Source organism: Pseudomonas sp. P4_C4 (assembly GCF_056402055.1).
Genome location: NZ_JBFUID010000002.1, coordinates 22,327 through 41,234, shown reverse-complemented (window position 1 = coordinate 41,234; position 18,908 = coordinate 22,327). Strand labels below are relative to the sequence as shown.

17 protein-coding genes and 1 pseudogene are annotated in these 18,908 nt (G+C 59.5%); 9 read left to right on the top strand and 9 right to left on the bottom strand.

Translation table 11 applies throughout. The features are described from left to right. Positions 1 to 2: 2 nt before the first annotated feature. Positions 3 to 1,436, top strand: coding sequence for an aminotransferase-like domain-containing protein (locus AC1DXW_RS01715; RefSeq protein ID WP_477759732.1), 1,434 nt, complete (start codon positions 3 to 5; stop codon positions 1,434 to 1,436). A 60-nt stretch (positions 1,437 to 1,496) separates the two neighbouring features. Next, positions 1,497 to 3,071, top strand: a complete 1,575-nt coding sequence (locus AC1DXW_RS01710) for a phospholipase D-like domain-containing protein (RefSeq protein ID WP_477752270.1) — start codon at positions 1,497 to 1,499, stop codon at positions 3,069 to 3,071. A 22-nt stretch (positions 3,072 to 3,093) separates the two neighbouring features. Here AC1DXW_RS01710 and AC1DXW_RS01705 read toward each other — a convergent pair whose 3' ends face one another. Together AC1DXW_RS01705 and AC1DXW_RS01700 are read right to left on the bottom strand one after the other, a co-directional pair. Then, positions 3,094 to 4,236, bottom strand: coding sequence for an MFS transporter (locus AC1DXW_RS01705; RefSeq protein WP_477752269.1), 1,143 nt, complete (start codon positions 4,234 to 4,236; stop codon positions 3,094 to 3,096). 187 nt (positions 4,237 to 4,423) lie between these two features. After that, the gene (locus AC1DXW_RS01700; protein ID WP_007996504.1) at positions 4,424 to 5,917 is read right to left on the bottom strand and encodes an aldehyde dehydrogenase; all 1,494 of its coding nucleotides are present in this window, start codon (positions 5,915 to 5,917) and stop codon (positions 4,424 to 4,426) included. Positions 5,918 to 6,152: 235 nt separating this feature from the next. Between AC1DXW_RS01700 and AC1DXW_RS01695 the strand changes: the two genes are divergently transcribed. Next, a complete protein-coding gene (locus tag AC1DXW_RS01695; protein ID WP_108217231.1) occupies positions 6,153 to 6,515 on the top strand; it encodes a cupin domain-containing protein in 363 nt (120 codons plus the stop codon). A 117-nt stretch (positions 6,516 to 6,632) separates the two neighbouring features. Here AC1DXW_RS01695 and rpmG read toward each other — a convergent pair whose 3' ends face one another. Both rpmG and rpmB read right to left on the bottom strand, forming a co-directional pair. Beyond that, positions 6,633 to 6,788 (bottom strand): 50S ribosomal protein L33, encoded by a 156-nt coding sequence (rpmG, locus tag AC1DXW_RS01690; protein ID WP_003177274.1) that lies wholly within the window; start codon positions 6,786 to 6,788, stop codon positions 6,633 to 6,635. An 11-nt stretch (positions 6,789 to 6,799) separates the two neighbouring features. Then, complete coding sequence (rpmB, locus tag AC1DXW_RS01685) at positions 6,800 to 7,033, bottom strand: 50S ribosomal protein L28 (protein WP_007975166.1); 234 nt, start codon at positions 7,031 to 7,033, stop codon at positions 6,800 to 6,802. 446 nt (positions 7,034 to 7,479) lie between these two features. Here rpmB and AC1DXW_RS01680 point away from each other — a divergent pair, with 446 nt between their 5' ends. Continuing rightward, a complete protein-coding gene (locus AC1DXW_RS01680) occupies positions 7,480 to 9,066 on the top strand; it encodes an ABC transporter substrate-binding protein (RefSeq protein WP_477752267.1) in 1,587 nt (528 codons plus the stop codon). 133 nt (positions 9,067 to 9,199) lie between these two features. On the opposite strand, the gene radC is transcribed toward AC1DXW_RS01680, so the two are convergent. Beyond that, positions 9,200 to 9,874, bottom strand: coding sequence for a RadC family protein (gene radC / locus AC1DXW_RS01675; RefSeq protein WP_218431783.1), 675 nt, complete (start codon positions 9,872 to 9,874; stop codon positions 9,200 to 9,202). A gap of 135 nt (positions 9,875 to 10,009) precedes the next feature. Here radC and coaBC point away from each other — a divergent pair, with 135 nt between their 5' ends. From coaBC to argB, 4 genes and pseudogenes are all read left to right on the top strand, one after another. Continuing rightward, a complete protein-coding gene (coaBC, locus tag AC1DXW_RS01670; RefSeq protein ID WP_102700099.1) occupies positions 10,010 to 11,218 on the top strand; it encodes a bifunctional phosphopantothenoylcysteine decarboxylase/phosphopantothenate--cysteine ligase CoaBC in 1,209 nt (402 codons plus the stop codon). Between the two features lie 5 nt (positions 11,219 to 11,223). Beyond that, the gene (gene dut / locus AC1DXW_RS01665) at positions 11,224 to 11,679 is read left to right on the top strand and encodes a dUTP diphosphatase (RefSeq protein ID WP_007975171.1); all 456 of its coding nucleotides are present in this window, start codon (positions 11,224 to 11,226) and stop codon (positions 11,677 to 11,679) included. A 266-nt stretch (positions 11,680 to 11,945) separates the two neighbouring features. Continuing rightward, positions 11,946 to 13,322, top strand: a pseudogene (locus tag AC1DXW_RS01660) (phosphomannomutase/phosphoglucomutase); the annotation flags it as partial. 17 nt (positions 13,323 to 13,339) lie between these two features. Continuing rightward, entirely contained in the window at positions 13,340 to 14,245 is a 906-nt protein-coding gene (argB, locus tag AC1DXW_RS01655) for an acetylglutamate kinase (RefSeq protein ID WP_008047078.1), read from the top strand. Positions 14,246 to 14,422: 177 nt separating this feature from the next. Here the strand turns inward: argB and pyrE are convergent, their stop codons facing one another. Beyond that, positions 14,423 to 15,067, bottom strand: coding sequence for an orotate phosphoribosyltransferase (pyrE, locus tag AC1DXW_RS01650; RefSeq protein ID WP_008047079.1), 645 nt, complete (start codon positions 15,065 to 15,067; stop codon positions 14,423 to 14,425). 82 nt (positions 15,068 to 15,149) lie between these two features. On the opposite strand from pyrE, the gene AC1DXW_RS01645 reads away from it, so the two are divergent. Further along, positions 15,150 to 15,929, top strand: coding sequence for an exodeoxyribonuclease III (locus AC1DXW_RS01645; RefSeq protein ID WP_003176915.1), 780 nt, complete (start codon positions 15,150 to 15,152; stop codon positions 15,927 to 15,929). Between the two features lie 106 nt (positions 15,930 to 16,035). Here the strand turns inward: AC1DXW_RS01645 and gltS are convergent, their stop codons facing one another. The 3 genes from gltS to rph all read right to left on the bottom strand — a co-directional run bounded on the left by gltS (position 16,036) and on the right by rph (position 18,744). After that, positions 16,036 to 17,241 (bottom strand): sodium/glutamate symporter, encoded by a 1,206-nt coding sequence (gene gltS, locus AC1DXW_RS01640; RefSeq protein ID WP_477752266.1) that lies wholly within the window; start codon positions 17,239 to 17,241, stop codon positions 16,036 to 16,038. Between the two features lie 383 nt (positions 17,242 to 17,624). Further along, positions 17,625 to 17,993, bottom strand: a complete 369-nt coding sequence (locus tag AC1DXW_RS01635) for a DUF4870 domain-containing protein (RefSeq protein ID WP_007996522.1) — start codon at positions 17,991 to 17,993, stop codon at positions 17,625 to 17,627. 28 nt (positions 17,994 to 18,021) lie between these two features. Next, a complete protein-coding gene (gene rph, locus AC1DXW_RS01630; RefSeq protein ID WP_007989575.1) occupies positions 18,022 to 18,744 on the bottom strand; it encodes a ribonuclease PH in 723 nt (240 codons plus the stop codon). Positions 18,745 to 18,908: the final 164 nt, after the last annotated feature.

Genomic DNA, 18,908 nt, shown 5'->3' with positions numbered 1-18,908 from the left:
CCATGACCCTTTACGTCAACCTCGCCGAGTTGCTCGGCACACGTATCGAACAGGGCTTCTATCGCCCCGGTGACCGGCTGCCCTCGGTACGGGCGCTGAGCGTCGAGCACGGCGTCAGCCTGAGCACGGTGCAGCAGGCCTACCGGGTGCTGGAAGACAGCGGGCTGGCCATGCCACGGCCCAAGTCCGGGTACTTCGTTCCTGCCAGTCGCGAATTGCCGGATTTGCCAGCGGTCGGTCGCCCGGCCCAGCGCCCGGTGGACATCTCTCAATGGGATCAGGTGCTGGAATTGATCCGCGCCGTGCCGCGCAAAGACGTGGTGCAACTGGGCCGCGGCATGCCGGACATCACCACTCCGACCATGAAACCGCTGCTGCGCGACCTGGCGCGAATCAGCCGGCGGYAGGACATGCCTGGCCTGTATTACGACAACATCCACGGCAACCTCGAACTGCGCGAACAGATCGCTCGCCTGATGCTCGATTCCGGCTGCCAGTTGAGCGCCAGTGATCTGGTGGTCACCACGGGTTGCCACGAAGCGCTGTCCACCAGCATTCGGGCGATCTGCGAACCCGGCGACATTGTCGCGGTGGACTCGCCGAGCTTTCACGGCGCGATGCAGACCCTCAAGGGCCTGGGCATGAAAGCCCTGGAAATCCCCACCGATCCGCTGACCGGCATCAGTCTCGAAGCGCTGGAACTGGCCCTGGAGCAGTGGCCGATCAAGGTCATACAGTTGACCCCCAACTGCAACAACCCGTTGGGCTACATCATGCCGGAGTCGCGTAAACGCGCGTTACTGACGCTTGCCCAGCGCTATGACGTGGCGATCATCGAGGACGATGTGTATGGCGAACTGGCCTACACCTACCCGCGTCCACGCACGATCAAGTCCTTCGACGAGGACGGTCGGGTCCTGTTGTGCAGTTCGTTTTCCAAGACCCTGGCCCCGGGCCTGCGCATCGGTTGGGTCGCGCCCGGCCGCTATCTGGAACGGGTGCTGCACATGAAATACATCAGCACCGGTTCCACTGCCCCACAACCGCAGATCGCCATCGCCGAATTCCTTAAAGATGGCCATTTCGAACCGCATTTGCGGCGGATGCGCACGCAATACCATCGCAATCGCGACCTGATGATCGATTGGGTAAGCCGCTACTTCCCGGCCGGCACCCGTGCCAGTCGTCCGCAAGGCAGCTTCATGCTGTGGGTGGAGCTACCGGACAGCTTCGACACCCTGAAACTGAATCGTGCATTGCACGACCAGGGCGTACAGATTGCCGTGGGCAGCATCTTTTCCGCCTCGGGCAAGTACCGCAATTGCCTGCGCATGAACTACGCTGCCAAACCAACACCGCAGATCGAAGACGCGGTGCGCAAGGTCGGTGCGACAGCGATCAAACTGCTGGCGGAAACCGATCAGCTCAGTGACTGACTTTTCTTCGGGAATCAGCGTCCATATGCCTATGTGCGCCGCCAAACGGAACGATCCTACGTGAGAGCCAGACAACCCCTGCTTGCTCTTTTGCTGCTCGCCACGTTCCTGGGCGGTTGCTCCAGCTTCGACGCTCAGCGTGTGCCGAGCCAGGCGTTGCCGGCTTCAGACTCCGCATTCGGTCGCTCGGTCCAGGCACAGGCTGCACCTTACAAGGGGCAATCGGGCTTTCGCCTGCTGTCAGACAGCACCGAGGCCTTCACCGCCCGCGCCGAACTGATCCGTAACGCCCAAAGCAGCCTCGACTTGCAGTACTACATCGTGCATGACGGCATCAGCACGCGCATGTTGATCGAGGAGTTGCTCAAGGCCGCCGACCGGGGCGTGCGGGTGCGGGTACTGCTCGACGACACCGCCAGCGACGGCCTGGACCGCGTCATCGCCACCCTCGCCGCGCATCCGAAAATCCAGATCCGCGTGTTCAATCCGCTGAATCTTGGCCGCAGCACCGGCGTGACCCGTACCGTGGGCCGGCTGTTCAATCTGTCGCAACAACATCGACGCATGCACAACAAGCTGTTGCTGGCGGACAACAGCATGGCCATCGTCGGCGGACGCAATCTGGGGGATGAGTATTACGATGCCAAGCCCAACATGAATTTCACTGACATCGACATGCTCGGTGTCGGCCCCGTCGCCGAGCAACTCGGGCACAGTTTCGACCAGTACTGGAACAGCGCCCTGAGTAAACCGATCGACGAATTCCTGTCGAGCAAACCCACACCCCATGACCTGGAAAACACTCGCGCCCGACTGGAAGAGTCCCTGGCGGAAACGCGCAAACAGAATCACACGCTCTACAAACACCTGATGACCTTCACCACCCACCCACGCCTGGACATCTGGCGCCGCGAACTGATCTGGGCCTGGAACCAGGCATTGTGGGATGCGCCGAGCAAGGTACTGGCCAAGGGCGAACCCGATCCGCAGTTGCTGCTGACCACGCAACTCGCACCTGAACTCAATAACGTCAGCAAAGAGCTGATCATGATCTCGGCCTACTTTGTGCCCGGCCAGCCGGGACTGGTGTACCTGACCGGGCGCGCCGATGCCGGCGTTTCCGTGAGCTTGCTGACCAATTCACTGGAAGCCACGGACGTTCCCGCTGTACACGGTGGTTACGCGCCCTATCGCAGGGCACTGCTGGAGCACGGCGTGAAGCTGTACGAATTGCGTCGCCAACCCGGCGAGGGAGGCGACAGCGGTAGCGGGCGGTATCTTTTTTCCAGCAACGCCTATCACGGCTCTGAATCCAGCCTGCACAGCAAGGCGATGATCTTCGACCAGCAGAAGTCCTTTATCGGCTCGTTCAATTTCGATCCGCGCTCGGTACTGTGGAACACCGAAGTCGGCGTGCTGGTGGACAGTCCGGAGTTGGCCGCACGGGTCCACGAACTGGCACTGCAGGGTATGGCGCCGGCCCTGAGTTATCAGGTGGAGCTGGAAAACGGTCAGATCGTCTGGACCACCGAAGACGACGGAAAAATGCACACCCTGACCAAGGAGCCAGGGAGTTGGTGGCGGCGATTCAATGCGTGGCTGAGCAATACGGTTGGGCTGGAGAAGATGTTGTAGAACCCTCAAAAGATCTTTTGAGCTATGCCGGTTGCGCGGTACCAAACGCCCCTTGCCGCGACACCACGATCAATACGCCCAAGGCCCCCACCGCCATCAGCAACGGCAACGCATGACCGCTGATCCACTGGCTGCCGGCGCCCGCCAGCAGCGGCCCGATCAGACAACCAATCCCCCACAGCTGGGCGATATGGGCGTTAGCCCGCACCAGTGCATCGTCGCGATAACGTTCGCCGATCAGGATCAACGACAAGGTGAATAACCCGCCAGCGCTGGCGCCGAACAACACCCACAGTGGCCAGATCAGCAGCGTGTCGATCAGCATCGGAATCGCCAGACTCGACAGCAGCAAGACGACTGCGCAGCCGGTAAACAATGCACGGCGTGACAAGCGATCGGCCAACGCACCAATCGGCAATTGCAGCACTGCATCGCCGACCACCACCGTACTGACCATCGCCAGGGCGATCTCCGTGGTGAAGCCCTGGCGCAGGCAATAGACCGGCAACAGCGTCAGAATCATCGCCTCGAACGCGGCGAACAGCGACACCGCCCAGGCAATCGCCGGCAGGCCACGGCAGAACTCAAGCAAATCACGCAAGGTCACGCTGCTGGCCTCGCTGCTCGGCGCACCACTGCGCCCCAGCAACAGAAATGGAGCCGCCATCAGCAAACCGACGCCGACCCAAAAACCATAATTGTGCTCGGTGCCAAGGAAGCCCAACAACACCGGCCCGGCCAGCTGACTCAGTGCGTAGCTGCTGCCATACAGCGCCACCAACCGCCCGCGCCATTGCTCGACCACCAGTTGGTTGATCCAGCTTTCACCGATGATGAATACGAGGGTCAGGATCACCCCGATCATCAGGCGCAACACCAACCAGATCGGATAGCTCGGCAACAGCGCCAGCAAACCGATCGAAACCGCCCCGGCCCACAGGCACAGGCGCATCAGATTGGCCGTGCCGAAACGCGCCGCCAGATGGCTGGAGATTTTCGCCCCCAACAGGACACCGATGGCCGGCATCGCCGCCATCACACCAATGGCAAACGAGCCGTAGCCCCAGCTTTCCAGGCGAAACGACACCAGCGGCATGCTGACCCCCAGGGCCAGGCCGACACTCAGGACAGATGCCAAAACGGCGAAATACGTCGCCCAACGCATGTTCCACGCTCCTGTGGATATTTTTATGTACAACACAAAACACTGTGGGAGCGAGCTTGCTCGCGATAGCGGTACAACATTCAACATTGAAGTCGACTGTTACACCGCTATCGCGAGCAAGCTCGCTCCCACAGGGGATCTGCGTCGCTCAGGACGCCCGACTTAACCATCGAGCTCCCTCACTGACTTACAACTTGATCCAGGTCGCCTTCAGCTCGGTGTACTTGTCGAACGCGTGCAGGGACTTGTCGCGACCATTGCCGGACTGCTTGAAGCCACCGAACGGAGCGGTCATGTCGCCGCCATCGTACTGGTTGACCCACACGCTACCGGCACGCAGTGCGCGGGCGGTGAGGTGAGCCTTGGAAATGTCGGCCGTCCAGACCGCAGCGGCCAGGCCATATGGTGTGTCGTTGGCAATGGCGATGGCTTCTTCTGCGCTGTCGAATGCGATGACCGACAGTACCGGGCCGAAGATTTCTTCCTGGGCGATTTTCATCGCGTTGCTCACACCGTCGAAAATCGTCGGCTCAACGTAAGTGCCGCCCGTTTCCTGGAGCGTACGCTTGCCACCGGCCACCAGCTTGGCGCCGTCGGCATGACCGGACTCGATGTAAGACAGCACGGTGTTCATCTGCTGGGTATCAACCAGCGCACCAACGTTGGTCGCCGGGTCCAGCGGGTTGCCCGGCTTCCAGGTTTTCAGCGCTTCGATCACCAGCGGCAGGAATTTATCCTTGATCGAACGCTCCACCAGCAGGCGCGAACCGGCGGTGCAAACTTCGCCCTGGTTAAAGGCGATGGCACCGGCAGCCGCTTCGGCAGCGTCTTGCAGGTTCGGCGCATCGGCGAACACGATGTTCGGGCTCTTGCCGCCTGCTTCGAGCCAGACGCGCTTCATGTTCGACTCGCCGGAGTAGATCAACAGCTGCTTGGCGATCTTGGTCGAACCGGTGAACACCAGGGTGTCGACGTCGTTGTGCAGGGCCAGGGCCTTGCCGACGGTGTGACCGTAACCCGGCAACACGTTCAGAACGCCTTTCGGGATGCCGGCTTCGACAGCCAGCTCAGCGATGCGAATCGCCGTCAGCGGCGATTTTTCCGACGGCTTGAGGATCACCGAGTTACCGGTGGACAGCGCCGGGCCCAGTTTCCAGCACGCCATCATCAGCGGGAAGTTCCACGGCACGATGGCGCCGACCACGCCAACGGGCTCACGAGTCACCAGGCCCAGTTGATCGTGCGGGGTTGCAGCGACTTCGTCGTAGATCTTGTCGATGGCTTCGCCGCTCCAGCTCAGGGCTTGCGCCGCGCCGGGAACGTCGATGTACAGGGAGTCGCTGATCGGCTTGCCCATGTCCAGGGTTTCAAGCAGGGCCAGCTCTTCGGCGTGCTGCTTGAGCAGGCCGGCGAAACGGATCATGGTGGATTTGCGCTTGGTCGGCGCCAGGCGCGACCAGACACCGGAATTGAAGGTGGCGCGGGCGTTTTCCACGGCGCGCTGGGCGTCGGCGGCGTCACAGCTGGCAATCTTGCCCAGCAGACGGCCATCGACCGGGCTGATGCACTCGAAAGTCTCGCCGGAGACGGCGTCGGTGTATTCGCCATTGATATAGGCGCGGCCTTCGATTTTCAGGTCGCGGGCACGTTGTTCCCAGTCGGCACGGGTCAGGGTGGTCATGCGAGTGTCCTCCTCTTATTGATACGACACCCGCGTTCTTCGCGGGCGCTGTCAGGAATTCTGCCCGGCCAGCCTGCTTATCGGCCCAAGGCATCCACCACCCTAAACCAGCCGCCCATAAAGTTTCAATATATTTGACATAACGCCGGCAAATGGCCTTGCGATGTTCATTTTAATAAACATAGACTTTGGGCTGACCAACCACTCGCGCCGTAATCACGGAGGGATAACAACAATGAACATCCAGAACGTCGTCGACTTCAGCCAGGCTACCACCGCCGCCGAACGCTACCGTCCGGACCCGACCAAAGTGCTCAAGGGCGACCCGGAGCAAGCGGTTTACAACCACTACAATAGCCCTTGTGGTCAGTTGAACGCCGGTGTGTGGGAAGGTGCCGTCGGCCAGTGGACGGTGAACTTCACCGAACACGAATACTGCGAAATCGTTCAGGGTGTTTCGGTGCTGCGCGACAGCGACGGCAACGCCAAGACCTTGCGCGCCGGAGACCGCTTCGTCATTCCGGCCGGGTTCAAAGGCACCTGGGAAGTGCTGGAGCCATGCCGCAAGATCTATGTGGCGTTTGAACAGAAGGCTTGAAGATTTCAGGTGTTTGAGCCGGCGAAGAGCCCCTGAAAGCCGACACAAAAACCCTCAGGCAACAAAAAAGGCCCGTATCTCGCGATACGGGCCTTTTTTGTAAGAGGGAAAAATCAATTACTTGATTTTGCCTTCTTTGTAGATCACGTGCTTGCGAACAACCGGATCATATTTCTTGATCTCGATTTTGTCCGGGGTAGTACGCTTGTTCTTGTCGGTAGTGTAGAAGTGACCAGTACCGGCGCTCGAAATCAAACGAATCAATTCACGCATGATTAGCTCCCTTAAACCTTGCCATCGCGGCGAAGTTCGGCCAGCACGACAGTGATGCCACGCTTGTCGATGATACGCATGCCTTTGGCAGATACGCGCAGACGCACAAAACGTTTCTCTTCTTCAACCCAGAAGCGGTGATGCTGCAGGTTCGGCAGGAAACGACGACGGGTTTTGTTGTTTGCGTGGGAAATGTTATTCCCGGTTACCGGACCCTTACCGGTAACTTGACATACTCTAGACATGCCTCAGCCCTCTAAAACCACATGCCCAACCCGGCATGGGTTGGCCGCTTAATCTCTCAGTCATTTGGCGCCAGGCGCCGCGTTTCTTTAGAGGTCTTACCGGCTACACCTACAGTGAAGGAACCGGGCCCCTAGAAAAGAGCGCTGCTTTATACCAGAAAGACTGGAGAGCAACAACATTCGGTGTGCGTTGAATTCACAAAAACCCCGTTTTTCGGACTCCGAGCGCCTTGGACAAAGGCTATCGTCGATGGCGACCGCTCGTCGCAGAGTATCGCTAACCGAGCCAACCAGAGAGTTTGCTCAGCCGTGGCACAGCAAATTCAGTCGCCTATAGTCCCCTTAAAATGAAAAAGGGGATAGTCATTTGCAAAAGAGCCCACTAGGGTAAGCCTTTTCCAGACTGCACTTGCAGATGGGCCTTCGACCTGAAAAGGAAGCCGACCATGCGCCTTGCTGCCCTACCGCTGTTGTTCGCCCCGCTTCTGCTGAGCCCACAGGCCTTTGCCGCCGCCCTGAGCGTCTGCACCGAGGCCAGCCCTGAAGGGTTCGACGTGGTGCAGTACAACTCGCTGACCACCACCAACGCCTCGGCCGATGTGCTGATGAACAGCCTGGTGGACTTCGACACGGCCAGTGGCAAAGTGGTCGCCAGCCTCGCCGACAGCTGGGAAGTCAGCCCCGACGGCCTGACCTACGTCTTCAAGTTGCACCCGCAGGTGAAATTCCATCGCACCGAGTACTTCACCCCGACACGTGACCTGAACGCCGAAGACGTGATTTTCAGCTTCGACCGCATGCTCGACCCGGCCAATGTGTGGCACAAAGTCGCCCAGAGCGGCTTCCCGCATGCGCAATCGATGCAGTTGCCTGCACTGATCAAGAAAATCGACGCCCTTGACCCACAAACCGTGCGCTTCACCCTCGACCACCCGGATTCGACCTTCCTGGCGACCCTGACCATGGGCTTCGCCTCGATCTATTCGGCCGAGTACGCCGACAAACTGATGAAGGCCGGCACGCCTGAGAAGCTCAACAGCCAGCCGATCGGCACGGGGCCGTTCGTATTCACGCGCTTCCAGAAGGACGCCTCGGTTCGCTACAAAGCCAACCCCGAATACTTCGGCGGCAAACCCTCTGTAGATCCGCTGATCTTCGCCATCACGCCGGATGCCAACGTGCGCCTGCAGAAATTGCGCCGTAACGAATGCCAGATCGCCCTGTCGCCCAAGCCTCTGGACGTACAGGAAGCGCTGAAAGAGCCGACCCTGAAAGTCGAAAAGACTGACGCGTTCATGACCGCATTCGTCGGCATCAACAGCCAGCACCCGCCGCTGGACAAGCCAGAGGTGCGTCAGGCCATCAACCTTGCCTTCGACAAGGCCAGCTATGTCAAAGCCGTGTTCGAGGATACTGCCGAGGCGGCCAACGGTCCGTACCCGCCCAACACCTGGAGCTACGCGAAAAACCTGCCGGGCTACCCTCACGACATCGAAAAGGCCAAAGCCTTGATGGCCAAGGCCGGGCTCAAGGACGGCTTCCAGACCACCATCTGGACCCGCCCTTCCGGCAGCCTGCTCAACCCCAACCCGAGCCTAGGTGCGCAACTGCTGCAGTCCGATCTGGCCGAAATCGGCATTCAGGCAGAAATACGCGTGATCGAATGGGGCGAGTTGATCCGCCGCGCCAAGGCCGGTGAACACGACTTGCTGTTCATGGGGTGGGCTGGCGACAACGGTGACCCGGACAACTTCCTCACGCCGCAGTTTTCCTGCGCTGCGGTCAAATCCGGGACCAACTTCGCCCGTTACTGCAACCAGGATCTGGACAAGCTGATCAGCGCCGGCAAGACCACTGGCGAGCAAGGTGTGCGTAGCAAACTCTACGAACAGGCGCAGGCGCAGATCCAGCAACAGGCGTTGTGGCTGCCCCTGGCCCACCCGACTGCTTTCGCGCTGACGCGCAAGGATGTCGAGGGGTACTCGGTCAGCCCGTTTGGGCGGCAGGATTATTCGAAGGTAAACCTCAAATAATCTGACACAACACAAAACCTGTGGGAGCGAGCTTGCTCGCGATAGCGGACTTTCAGGCAACATCAATGCTGAATGTGCCGACGCCATCGCGAGCAAGCTCGCTCCCACAGGGTTCTGCATTCCCCCACCAGATCTACATCCACCCATACTCAGCCATCGACAACGGATCGCCGTCGCCGATGATGAAATGGTCAAGCACCCGCACGTCAATCAACTCCAGCGCCTTTTGCAGGCGCTTGGTCAGCACCCGGTCGGACTGACTAGGGTCGGTGTTACCCGAAGGATGGTTGTGGCAGAGGATCAATGCCGCTGCGTTGTTGGCCAAGGCGCGTTTGACCACCTCTCGCGGATGAACACTGGTGTTGTCGATGGAGCCGCGAAACAGCGTCTCAAACGTCAGCACCTGATGCTTGGAATCGAGAAACAGGCAGCCAAATACCTCGTGTGGCTCGTGTCGCAGCATCGATTTCAGGTACTCACGAACCGCGTGAGGATTCTCCAGTGCCGATTTTTGGCGCGCACGCTCGGCCAGATGACGCCTGCTCATTTCTTGCGCAGCCTGCAACTGTGCAAATTTCGCCGGCCCAAGCCCCAACTGCTTGCTGAACGTTTCCTGATCGGCCTCAAGCAGCAATCGCAGGCTGCCAAACTGATTCAACAGGTGTCGCGCCAAATCCACTGCACTTTTACCCACCACGCCCGTGCGTAAAAAGATCGCCAGCAGTTCGGCATCCGAAAGGCTTCCCGCGCCCTGTTCAAGCAACCTCTCCCGCGGCCGTTCCGCCGCCGGCCAATCGCGAATACTCATAGCACCTCCCTGTCTGTGGGCGCCGCTGTTCCGTAGCGGTCGCTGTGATATCGTAGCCCATCTTTTTTGCGGGCGAATTCACCCTGGGGAGGGGGTTTCGCCACGTAAGTCACCAACGAATTGAAAGGCAGGCCTATGCAGCGGCTGTATCGGAAACGCATTGTTCTGGGCGTCGGCGGCGGTATCGCCGCCTACAAGAGCGCCGACCTGGTTCGCCGCCTGATCGACCAGGGCGCCGAAGTGCGCGTGGTCATGACCCGTGGCGGCGCAGAGTTCATCACCCCACTGACCATGCAGGCCCTGTCCGGGCACCCGGTCCACCTGGACCTGCTGGACCCGGCGGCCGAAGCGGCCATGGGCCACATCGAGCTGGCAAAATGGGCCGACCTGGTGCTGATCGCCCCCGCCACTGCGGACCTGATCGCCCGTCTGGCCCAAGGCATTGCCGACGACCTGCTGACCACGCTGGTGCTGGCCACCGACGCAGTGGTCGCCGTTGCACCGGCAATGAACCAGGCCATGTGGCGCGACCCGGCGACCCAGGCCAACCTGCAAACCCTCGAAAGCCGCGACATCAAGGTCTTCGGCCCAGCCTCCGGCAGCCAGGCCTGCGGCGACGTCGGGCTGGGGCGCATGCTCGAAGCCCTTGAACTGGCCCAGTGCGCCGCCGACTGCTTTCAGCGTCAGGCCCTGACCGGTAAACACGTGCTGATCACGGCCGGTCCGACCCAGGAAAACATCGACCCGGTGCGTTACATCACCAACCATAGTTCCGGGAAAATGGGCTTTGCCCTGGCCGAAGCCGCCGTGGAAGCCGGTGCCCGTGTGACCCTGATCACCGGTCCCGTGCATCTGCCGACCCCGGATCGCGTCACCCGCATCGATGTAGTCAGCGCCCGCGACATGCTCGCTGCCTGCGAAGCGGCGATCCCTTGCGACCTGTTCATCGCCTCGGCAGCCGTTGCGGACTACCGCCCGGAAGTCGTTGCCCCACAGAAACTCAAGAAAGACCCTACGAACGGCGACGGCTTGTTGCTACAGATGGTGCGTAACCCGGACATCCTGGCCACCATCGCCACCCGCCCCGACCGCCCGTTCAGTGTCGGTTTCGCCGCCGAGACCGAACACCTGCTCGATTACGCTGCGCGCAAGCTGAAAGACAAGAACCTCGATTTGATCGTCGCCAACGACGTCGCCAACCCGAGCATTGGCTTCAACAGCGAAGAAAACGCCTGCAGCGTGATCGACCGTGAGCTACACGCCACACTCTTCGCCCAGACCAGCAAGAGCAAGATTGCTCGCCAGCTGATCACTTTTATCGCCGAACGTCTGAACCAGGTTTAATTTACATGCACGCTTTGCAAGCCAAGATCCTCGACCCCCGCATCGGTACCGAATTCCCGCTGCCGCAATACGCCACACCGGGCTCCGCCGGCCTCGACCTGCGCGCCATGCTGGAACAGGACACCGTGATCAAGCCGGGTGAAACCGTGCTGATTCCCACCGGCCTGTCGGTCTATATCGGTGACCCGAACCTGGCGGCGCTGATTCTGCCGCGCTCGGGAATGGGCCATAAGCACGGCATCGTACTGGGCAATCTGGTCGGCCTGATCGACTCCGACTACCAAGGCCCATTGATGGTCTCCTGCTGGAACCGTGGCCAGACCGAATTCACCATGCCGGTCGGCGAGCGCCTGGCGCAACTGGTGCTGGTGCCGGTGGTGCAGGCTCACTTCGAGATGGTTGAAGAGTTTGTTGAAACCGAGCGCGGCACTGGCGGTTTCGGCCATACCGGTACTCGCTGATCCGGTCACGCTCTTCTTGTGGTGGAGGAACGGACTCCCTCGCCACAAAATTCAAATTGTCATCTGCAAGGTTTAGCTCCGAAAATCAAGGCATTGYCCGGTCAAACCCTTGTCGTCAGGCGCGTCATGGCCCTTTCATACCACGAACTCTCTGTGAAAAACGCCGTCATACCCTTCAGTTTGAACCTGCCGCCGAATGAATCGGCGGCCTGTCCAGCCACTTTCGAGATGGAGCATTTCCACAGATGAACACCCCGGCCAAAGTCGCACCCAAGTTCCCTGACAGCATCTTCCGCGCCTATGACATTCGCGGCACCGTTCCGGAATTCCTGAACGCTGAAACCGCTTACTGGATCGGCCGCGCCGTCGGCTCCCAAAGCCTGGCCCAGGGCGAGCCAAACGTTTCCGTCGGTCGCGATGGCCGCTTGTCCGGCCCGGAACTGGTCGCACAACTGATCAAAGGCATCGCTGACAGCGGCTGCCACGTCAGTGATGTCGGCCTGGTCCCGACTCCGGCGCTCTACTACGCCGCCAACGTACTGGCCGGCAAATCCGGCGTGATGCTTACCGGCAGCCACAACCCGTCGAACTACAACGGCTTCAAGATCGTCATTGCCGGCGACACCTTGGCCAACGAACAGATCCAGGCCCTGCATGACCGCCTCAAGACCAACAACCTGAGCAGCGGCCAGGGCAGCATCACCCAGGTCGAGATCCTTGACCGCTACACCACCGAAATCGTCCAGGACATCAAGCTGGCCCGTCGCCTGAAAGTGGTCGTCGACTGCGGCAACGGCGCGGCCGGCGTGATCGCCCCGCAGCTGATCGAAGCGCTGAACTGCGAAGTCATCCCGCTGTTTTGCGAAGTCGACGGGAATTTCCCCAACCACCACCCGGACCCGGGCAAGCCTGAAAACCTCGTGGACCTGATCAACAAGGTCAAGGAAACCAAGGCCGATATCGGCCTGGCCTTCGACGGCGATGGCGACCGCGTCGGCGTGGTGACCAACACCGGCAGCATCGTTTACCCGGACCGCCTGCTGATGCTGTTCGCCCGCGACGTCGTGGCGCGCAACCCGGGCGCCGAGATCATCTTCGACGTCAAATGCACCCGCCGCCTGATACCGCTGATCAAGGAATACGGTGGCCGGTCGTTAATGTGGAAGACCGGTCACTCGTTGATCAAAAAGAAAATGAAACAATCCGGCGCCCTGTTGGCCGGCGAAATGAGCGGGCACATCTTCTTCAAGGAGCGCTGGTTCGGTTTCGACGACGGCATTTACAGCGCCGCGCGCTTGCTGGAGATCCTCAGCAAGGAAAAATCCTCGGCCGAAGAGCTGTTCGCGACCTTCCCGAACGATATTTCTACGCCGGAAATCAATATCCATGTGACCGAAGAGAGCAAATTCAGCATCATTGATGCATTGCACGATGCGCAGTGGGGCGAAGGCGCTGACCTGACCACCATTGACGGCGTGCGAGTCGACTATGCCAAAGGCTGGGGCCTGGTACGCGCATCCAACACCACACCGGTGCTGGTGCTGCGTTTCGAGGCCGATGACGAGGCTGAACTGCAACGCATCAAGGATGTGTTCCACATCCAGCTCAAGCGCGTTGCACCTGATCTCCAACTACCGTTCTGATTCACCCGGAGCCCTGAATGACCCTCGAACGCGAAGCCGCCGCCAACACCGCCAAGGTCCTGTCCGAAGCGCTACCTTACATCCGCCGTTATGTCGGCAAGACCCTGGTGATCAAATACGGCGGCAACGCGATGGAAAGCGAGGAGCTGAAAACCGGCTTCGCCCGCGACATCGTGCTGATGAAGGCCGTGGGCATCAACCCGGTGGTGGTTCACGGTGGCGGCCCGCAAATCGGTGACCTGCTCAAGCGCCTGTCGATCGAGAGCCATTTCGTCGACGGCATGCGCGTCACCGACGCCGCGACCATGGACGTGGTGGAAATGGTCCTCGGCGGCCAGGTCAACAAGGACATCGTCAACCTGATCAACCGTCATGGCGGCAGCGCCATCGGCCTGACCGGTAAAGACGCCGAGCTGATTCGCGCGAAGAAGCTGACCGTTACCCGCCAGACCCCGGAAATGACCACCCCGGAAATCATCGACATTGGCCATGTGGGCGAAGTGGTCGGGATCAACACCGATCTGCTGAACCTGCTGGTCAAGGGCGATTTCATTCCGGTGATCGCACCCATCGGTGTCGGTGCCAACGGCGAGTCGTACAACATCAACGCTGACCTGGTGGCCGGTAAAGTCGCCGAAGCATTGAAAGCCGAGAAGCTGATGCTGCTGACCAACATTGCCGGCCTGATGGACAAGTCGGGCACGGTCCTGACCGGCCTGACGACCCAGCAAGTCGACGACCTGATCGCCGACGGCACCATCTACGGCGGCATGCTGCCGAAGATCCGTTGCGCACTGGAAGCGGTCCAGGGCGGTGTGGGCAGCTCGCTGATCATCGACGGGCGCGTGCCGAACGCGATCCTGCTGGAAATCTTCACCGATACCGGGGTGGGCACCCTGATCAGCAATCGCAAGCGTCCTTAAGCGATAGCGCAAACAAGAAGACTCCGCTCGGCCTGGCTGAGCGGGGTCTTTTTTTGCCCACGATCCCTGTAGGAGCGAGCTTGCTCGCGATGGACGTCAGAACACCGCGATTCCTCAGTCATTCCGCGTTATCGTTGAAGTTTTTCGCGAGCAAGCTCGCTCCTACAGGGGCTAGCGTCAGACGCCGAACTGGGCGCGGTAGGCTTCCACGGCCGGCAGATGCTGCTTGAGCTGCGGGTCATCAGCCAGGAACTCCAGCACCTGATTCAGCGAAACGATGCTGATCACCGGGATGCCGAAGTCACGCTCGACCTCCTGGATCGCCGACAATTCGCCGTTGCCACGCTCCTGACGGTTCAGGGCGATCAGCACGCCAGCGGCCTTGGCGCCGTCCTGGGAAGCGATGATTTGCATCACTTCACGGATCGCGGTGCCAGCGGTGATTACGTCGTCGATGATCAGCACATCGCCGGTCAACGGTGCGCCGACCAGGCTGCCGCCTTCGCCGTGGGCCTTGGCTTCCTTGCGGTTGAAGCACCATGGCAGGTCACGGTTGTGATGTTCAGCCAGCGCCACGGCGGTGGTCGCCGCCAACGGGATGCCCTTGTAGGCCGGGCCAAACAGCACGTCGAACGCAATGCCGCTTTCAGCAATGGCGGCGGCGTAGAAACGCCCCAGTTGCGCCAGAGCCGAGCCCGAGTTGAACAAGCCGGCGTTGAAGAAGTAAGGACTGGTACGCCCGGACTTCAGGGTGAACTCACCGAAGCGCAAAACGCCGCGATCGATGGCAAAACGAATGAAATCGCGCTGATACGCTTGCATGAAAAAAACCCCAAATACCACGGATTTAGCTAATTAGCTTGACGCCGTGTATCATACACGCACGCGATTTTTGGGGCCATTTATGCGGATCATCAGTGTGAACGTCAATGGTATTCAGGCTGCAGTCGAGCGTGGTTTGCTCAGTTGGCTGCAAGCACAGAATGCCGACGTCATCTGCCTGCAGGACACCCGTGCCTCCGCCTTTGAACTGGATGACCCAGCCTTCCAACTGGATGGCTACTTCCTTTATGCCTGCGATGCCGAAGTCCCTGCCCAAGGCGGCGTGGCTTTGTATTCGCGGTTGCAACCGAAGGCTGTCATCAGCGGTCTCGGTTTCGAGACGGCCGACCGCTACGGGCGCTACCTGCAAGCCGATTTCGACAAGGTCAGCATCGCGACCTTGCTGCTCCCTTCGGGGCAGAACGGCGATGAAGACTTGAACCAGAAGTTCAAGCTAATGGACGACTTCGCCCGTTATCTGGATAAACAGCGACGCAAACGTCGCGAGTACATTTATTGTGGCTCGCTGTACGTGGCGCAACAGAAGCTGGATATCAAGAACTGGCGCGACAGCCAGCAATCTCCGGGCTTCCTGGCACCTGAACGTGCCTGGATGGACGAGATTGTCGGCAACATGGGTTATGTCGACGCCCTGCGGGAAGTCAGCCGTGAAGGCGACCAGTACAGCTGGTGGCCGGACAACGAACAGGCGGAGATGCTCAACCTCGGTTGGCGCTTCGACTATCAACTGCTGACCCCGGGCCTGCGCCGCTTCGTACGCAGTGCACGCCTGCCACGCCAGCCGCGGTTCTCGCAACACGCGCCGCTGATCGTGGACTACGACTGGACGCTGACGATCTAAGTGATTTTTCACTGAACAGTCTGATAGACGGTCGAAAAAATGCCCGTATCGCAAGATACGGGCATTTTTTATGCATTCTATTCAGGGGGGCCCAACGGCCTGAACTTCAAACCGCGGCGAAAAACGGCAGTGCAAGGTACAACTTGATCACGATGACATTAATGATGTCGATGAAGAAAGCGCCCACCATAGGCACCACCAGGAACGCTATCTGCGAAGGCCCGTAGCGCTGTGTTACCGCTTGCATGTTAGCGATGGCCGTTGGCGTGGCACCCAGTCCAAAACCGCAGTGCCCTGCCGCCAGTACAGCCGCATCGTAGTTACTGCCCATCATCCTGAACGTCACAAAAATCGCGAACAGTGCCATGACCAGCGTTTGCGCAGCCAGGATGATGAAGATCGGCAAAGCCAGTGCAGCCAGATCCCACAGTTTGAGTGACATCAGAGCGATCGCCAGAAACAGCGACAAGCTGACGTTCCCCAGCACTGAGACTTCACGCTCAAACACCTGATACACGCCAAGCGCCGAAAGCCCGTTCCGTAAAAGCACGCCCACGAACAACACGCAAACAAACGTTGGCAACTCAAATGCGGTCCCCTGAAGCCACCCATTCAGGAGTGAGCCCGCCAGCAGGCTGACAGCGATCAAAGCCAATGTCTCGACTAGCGAAAACGACGTGATCGAGCGCTCTTTGTTCGGTTGTTCAAAGCCCTTGGGCAACCGTGGCTTTTCCTGCTCGCAGCCGGGTGTCTGGACACGACTGATGAGCAGGCGGGCAACAGGCCCACCGATCAAACCGCCCAGCACCAGGCCAAACGTCGCAGAGGCCATGGCCAGTTCAGAGGCAGACGCCAGACCGAACTTCTCGCTGAACGTCGCCCCCCACGCAGCACCTGTACCGTGGCCGCCTGCCAAGGTAATCGAGCCTGTCAGCAAGCCCATCAAGGGGTCGAGCCCCAGCACCGTTGCAAGCCCGATACCCATCGCATTCTGGATCACCAGAAGTCCGACAACCGCCAGCAAAAAGATCCCCACGACGCGCCCGCCCTTCTTCAGGCTGGCGAAGTCTGCACTCAAGCCGATGGTGGCAAAAAACGCCAACATCAAGGGAGTTTGCAGCGAGGTATCAAATCGGATTTCGAAATCGAGGGTTCTCAAAGCCAGAAGACCCAAGGCAACCACCAGGCCGCCTGCTACAGGTTCCGGGATATTATAAGTACGTAAAAAGCCGACACGTGAGACAAGAGCGCGTCCCAGCAAAAGTACTAAAGAGGCGGCGACAAGCGTTCCATAAAAATCGAGCTGAAGCATTTGGGATATTCTTGCTTTTACATTCAGGGGCGAACTTTTTACCTGGACACGCCTCTTGAACAGGTTGATCCATCTCAACACTGACTAGTATTGGATTCAGAGACCGTCAATGGTCCGAATATATCGAAATATTTCTTTATAAATATTACTTGCGGAAACTTTATCAATCGCCAAGTCTCATTGCCAAGCATACAAGCCGTACTGAGTCTTGCAGTTTGTGACTAAACGTGTAAGGAGTTTTATTTGCACGAATGAACTTCATTTGAATAGCGAGCGACCAAGTACGCAACATTAGAGATTAATCTGATTGCAAAAATACAAATGCCCCGACATGTCGGGGCATTTGTATTGAACTGCGCTTAAAACAGCGCCAGCGTCCTGGCTTACTTGATCAACCGCCAGGTGAACGGATACCGATAAGGCTGCCCTTCATTGGCCTTCACCCCGGCAATGATCGTCAGCACCAGCGCACCGATCGCGATCAGGCCAAACAGGAAGAACCCGATAATCACCACCATCAGCAAGAAGCAAATGGCCGAGGCAATGGCGACGGAGATCTGAAAGTTCAGCGCTTCCTTGCCCTGGGCATCGATGAACGGGTCCATCTCGCGTTTCATCTGCCAGAGAATCAGCGGGCCGATGATCGTGCCAAACGGAATCCAGATCCCCAGCAAGGCGGACAAGTGGCAAAACATGGCCCACTGACGCACCTCTTGGCTCGGCGTGGGCAGTGGCAGTTGCTCGTCACTCATGGTGTCCTCCTTGCCTGGAGCAGTCCGGTCAGTCAGCCAATGCGGCCTTTTGCAGTTCGAAGATCTCGTTCATGCCTTTCTTCGCCAGCTCGAGCATGGCGTTCAACTCTTCAGGCTGGAACGGCGCGCCTTCGGCAGTGCCCTGGACTTCAATGAAACCACCAGCGCTGGTCATCACCACGTTCAGGTCCGTCTCGGCGGCCGAGTCTTCCAGGTAGTCGAGGTCAAGCACAGGCTCACCCTTGTACATGCCCACGGAAACAGCAGCGATCATCTGCTTGACCGGGTCACCCCCCTTCAGACCGCCACGCTTCTTGATGACTTTCAAGGCATCGATCAGCGCAACCATGGAGCCGGTGATCGAAGCCGTGCGGGTGCCGCCATCGGCCTGGATCACATCGCAGTCGACGTACAGGGTGACGTCGCCCAGCTTGGACATGTCCAGCGCAGCGCGCAGGGAGCGACCGATCAGACGCTGGATTTCCAAGGTGCGACCGCCTTGCTTGCCACGGCTGGCTTCACGCTGGTTACGCTCGCCGGTAGCGCGCGGCAGCATGCCGTACTCGGCTGTCAACCAACCCTGGCCCTGGCCTTTCAGGAAACGCGGTACGCCCGGCTCAACGCTGACGGTGCAGATGACCTTGGTATCACCGAACTCGACCAGCACAGAACCCTCGGCGTGTTTGGTGTAGTTGCGGGTGATGCGGATCGAGCGGAGCTGATCGGCAGCGCGACCACTTGGACGTATCATAGGGAGTACCTGTACTGGGGACGGAAAACTGCGGAGCATTATAGAGCCGACGGCCGCCACTGGGCACTTCTAAAAAATTCCGCCGACGACCGAGGGCTCTGTACCGCGCGTCGGTGCAGGCCTGCCGTTCTTTGTCACACCGTGTGTTTGGGCGCATCCGCGTC

Excerpts from the sequence above, each read along its gene's own strand:
- AC1DXW_RS01705 (WP_477752269.1), bottom strand. The coding sequence starts at position 4,236 with ATGCGTTGGGCGACGTATTTCGCCGTTTTGGCATCTGTCCTGAGTGTC.
- AC1DXW_RS01700 (WP_007996504.1), bottom strand. The coding sequence starts at position 5,917 with ATGACCACCCTGACCCGTGCCGACTGGGAACAACGTGCCCGCGACCTG.
- AC1DXW_RS01695 (WP_108217231.1), top strand. The coding sequence starts at position 6,153 with ATGAACATCCAGAACGTCGTCGACTTCAGCCAGGCTACCACCGCCGCC.
- rpmG (WP_003177274.1), bottom strand. The coding sequence starts at position 6,788 with ATGCGTGAATTGATTCGTTTGATTTCGAGCGCCGGTACTGGTCACTTC.
- rpmB (WP_007975166.1), bottom strand. The coding sequence starts at position 7,033 with ATGTCTAGAGTATGTCAAGTTACCGGTAAGGGTCCGGTAACCGGGAAT.
- AC1DXW_RS01680 (WP_477752267.1), top strand. The coding sequence starts at position 7,480 with ATGCGCCTTGCTGCCCTACCGCTGTTGTTCGCCCCGCTTCTGCTGAGC.
- radC (WP_218431783.1), bottom strand. The coding sequence starts at position 9,874 with ATGAGTATTCGCGATTGGCCGGCGGCGGAACGGCCGCGGGAGAGGTTG.
- coaBC (WP_102700099.1), top strand. The coding sequence starts at position 10,010 with ATGCAGCGGCTGTATCGGAAACGCATTGTTCTGGGCGTCGGCGGCGGT.
- dut (WP_007975171.1), top strand. The coding sequence starts at position 11,224 with ATGCACGCTTTGCAAGCCAAGATCCTCGACCCCCGCATCGGTACCGAA.
- argB (WP_008047078.1), top strand. The coding sequence starts at position 13,340 with ATGACCCTCGAACGCGAAGCCGCCGCCAACACCGCCAAGGTCCTGTCC.
- pyrE (WP_008047079.1), bottom strand. The coding sequence starts at position 15,067 with ATGCAAGCGTATCAGCGCGATTTCATTCGTTTTGCCATCGATCGCGGC.
- AC1DXW_RS01645 (WP_003176915.1), top strand. The coding sequence starts at position 15,150 with ATGCGGATCATCAGTGTGAACGTCAATGGTATTCAGGCTGCAGTCGAG.
- gltS (WP_477752266.1), bottom strand. The coding sequence starts at position 17,241 with ATGCTTCAGCTCGATTTTTATGGAACGCTTGTCGCCGCCTCTTTAGTA.
- AC1DXW_RS01635 (WP_007996522.1), bottom strand. The coding sequence starts at position 17,993 with ATGAGTGACGAGCAACTGCCACTGCCCACGCCGAGCCAAGAGGTGCGT.
- rph (WP_007989575.1), bottom strand. The coding sequence starts at position 18,744 with ATGATACGTCCAAGTGGTCGCGCTGCCGATCAGCTCCGCTCGATCCGC.